The 2853-nt window shown below is 65.4% G+C and carries 3 protein-coding genes; 2 read left to right on the top strand and 1 reads right to left on the bottom strand.

Features of this window, described 5'->3' with window-relative positions:
- Nucleotides 1-178 precede the first annotated feature (178 nt).
- Nucleotides 179-616, bottom strand: a complete 438-nt coding sequence (locus BN13_RS17295) for a hypothetical protein (protein ID WP_157038660.1) — start codon at nucleotides 614-616, stop codon at nucleotides 179-181.
- A gap of 56 nt (nucleotides 617-672) precedes the next feature.
- Between BN13_RS17295 and BN13_RS17290 the strand changes: the two genes are divergently transcribed.
- Both BN13_RS17290 and BN13_RS17285 read left to right on the top strand, forming a co-directional pair.
- Nucleotides 673-897 carry a hypothetical protein gene (locus BN13_RS17290; protein ID WP_048548453.1) on the top strand — a complete coding sequence of 75 codons (225 nt, stop codon included), beginning with the start codon at nucleotides 673-675 and terminating at the stop codon, nucleotides 895-897.
- A 48-nt stretch (nucleotides 898-945) separates the two neighbouring features.
- Nucleotides 946-2853, top strand: a 1908-nt coding sequence (locus BN13_RS17285; protein WP_048548451.1) for a type I restriction endonuclease subunit R, incomplete at its 3' end; no start/stop codon positions are given.

Below are 2853 nucleotides of genomic sequence, written 5' to 3'. Positions count from 1 at the left end.
CAGCGGCGGACACCTGGGAGAGCCGGTGGACGCCGACAATTGTCTGGTTCCAATGAACGCTTGTCAACGGCGAGCGATTTTGAGATTTACCCGGGAGTATGAGACGGCGTGAGACAGATCGCCGCTCCAGCGGTGGACTTTGAGACACCAGCCGCGGAGTTTGAGACGACTTCCCCGGTCACATCCCCATCTGGCGGTTGATTGCGGTCGCTCCGATCTCGATCGCGAGATCCCGGCCCGCGTTGCCAAGGTATGCAGCGGTCTTGCGCAACCAGCCCTTCCGCTCTGGGTCCGGCTCACGGTCCGCTGCCTCGTCGAGTGCGCTGACGAGGCGATCGGCGATGCTTTCGGGTGTTGGCCACGCGCCGACTGCCCTCCGTGCGTGGCCTGTGGGCTTGCCAACGAGGCTGATCCCACCGGAGGCTCGTCGCTCCAACTTGGTGATGAAGGGCGGCTCTTCGCCTTCGAGTGCCCGCAGCGCGGCCTCGACCTGGTCAGCTTCCAGACCGGATTGCTCCACGATCTCGGTCGGGCGCATGACTCGTCCCGTGCGCTCGAACACCTCCACGATCGCGGTGAGCACGGGCAGGTCTCTGCTAGTCCAGGTCTCATCCATGTCCCCATTCACTCAGATGCCACTGACAAGGCCAGCGAGTGCGGCACGCTGGGTACATGACAAGCGGCGACGACATGGGCGAGCGTGACGACATCCCCGAGTTGGCGGCCGCCATCGATGAACTGCGCTCTCTCCTCCGAGCCTTCGACGACGTCCGGCCTTCGGACATGGACGAACGCTTCTACCTCCATGCCTACAACGAACTGGACCTGGCTGGCCGGACGGTCATCGACGCTTTCGACCGAGAGCGGGACACAGACGAGGGGCTGTGGCGCAAGTAGGTGGCTCTCCCGGACGGGGACGCTGCACCACCCTTAGGGTTGCGAGTAGTGAATACCGGTAATGGCGACCCCCAGCTGGCGGCGGAGCAGCGTGCGCGCGTCCTGATCGACCGCCAGCTCGCTGATGCCGGGTGGTCGGTGCAGGACAAGAAGTCGCTAAACCTGATCGCTCACCAAGGTGTCGCCTGCCGCGAGGTCGTCATGAAGGCCGGGCACGGACGCGTCGACTACCTCCTCTACGTCGACCGCAAGGTCGTCGGTGTGATCGAGGCCAAACCAGAAGGCACGACCCTCAGCGGCGTCGAGTGGCAGTCCGCCGTCTACGCCAACGGTTTGCCGGCGGAGGCGGAGCTGAAGTCGATCACCGTTGACGGCCGGTTGCCCTTCGTCTTCGAGGCCAGCGGCTCCGAGACCCACTTCACCAACGGCTATGACCCTCATCCGAGGGCTCGCCGGATCTTCAACTTCCCGACCCCATCGACCCTGGCCAAGCAGATCCGCGATGCCGAGGCCGACCCTGACAGGCCGACGTGGCGAGCCAAGGTCCAGGATCTCCCGCCGCTCGACGAGGCGCCACTCCGTCCGGCCCAGATCACGGCGATCCAAGGCATCGAGCAGAGCCTGGCCAAGCAGCATCACGACCGGTCCCTCGTCCAGATGGCCACCGGAGCCGGCAAGACATACACGGCCGTCACCGCGGCATACCGGCTGCTGAAGTTCGGCGGATTCCGGCGGATTCTCTTCCTCGTCGACCGCAACAACCTGGCCGAGCAGACGATCGCCGAGTTCCAGAACTACCGCACCCCCGACGACGGACGCCGGTTCACCGAGCTCTACAACGTCGACAAGCTGACCAGCGCCGGGATGCTCGGCTCTTCCCACGTCATCGTCTCCACCATCCAGCGGGTCTACTCGGTGCTGCGCGGCCAGGAGGTCACCGAGGGTGACGACCCGAACCTCGACGACTTCGTCCCCGATGCCCCGGTCACCGTCACGTACTCACCCGAGATGCCGCCCGAAGCGTTCGACCTGGTCATCGTCGACGAGGCCCACCGCTCCATCTACGGCGTCTGGCGCGGCGTGCTGGAGTACTTCGACGCTCACGTGGTCGGCCTGACCGCGACCCCGGGCAAGCAGACCTTCGCCTTCTTCCGACAGAACCTCGTCTCCGAGTACACCTACCCCCAGTCCGTCGCCGACCGGGTCAACGTCGACTTCGACCTCTACCGGATCCGCACGCAGATCAGCGAGCAGGGTGGCGCGATCGAGGCCGGCACGATCGTCCCCAAGGTCGACCGTCGCACCCGTCAGCAGCGACTCGAGGCGATCGAGGAGGACTTCGAGTACACCCACAAGCAGCTCGACCGGGCCGTCACCGCCAAGTCGCAGATCCGCCTCGTCCTGGAGACCTTCCGCGACAAGCTCTTCACCGAGATCTTTCCCGGTCGCTCCACCGTCCCCAAGACGCTGATCTTCGCCAAGGACGACGCCCACGCCGAGGAGATCGTCACCACCGTGCGTGAGGTCTTCGGCAAGGGCAACGACTTCGCCGCCAAGATCACGTATGCCGCGCGCGACCCCAAGGGCCAGCTCCAGGCCTTCCGCACCTCACCGTCACTGCGGATCGCGGTCACCGTGGACATGATCGCCACCGGCACCGACGTCAAACCACTCGAGTGCGTCTTCTTCATGCGCGACGTCCGCTCCGCACAGTACTTCGAGCAGATGAAGGGCCGCGGCGCCCGCACCATCACCCCGGCCGACTTCCAGTCCGTCACACCCGACGCCTCGGCGAAGACGAGGTTTGTGATCGTCGATGCGGTCGGAGTCACCGAGCACGACTTCGTCGACCCGCCGCTGAACCGGGACAAGGCGATCACCCTCAAGAAGCTCCTCGACAAGGCCGCCACCCTCACCTTGACCGAGGACGAGACCGCCACTCTCGCGTCCCGGCTG

This window comes from Nostocoides jenkinsii Ben 74 (assembly GCF_001046875.1).
Classification (GTDB): Bacteria; Actinomycetota; Actinomycetes; order Actinomycetales; family Dermatophilaceae; genus Nostocoides_A; species Nostocoides_A jenkinsii.
The sequence above is the reverse complement of the archived record's forward strand: the minus strand, read 5'-3'. Positions and strand labels throughout refer to the sequence as shown.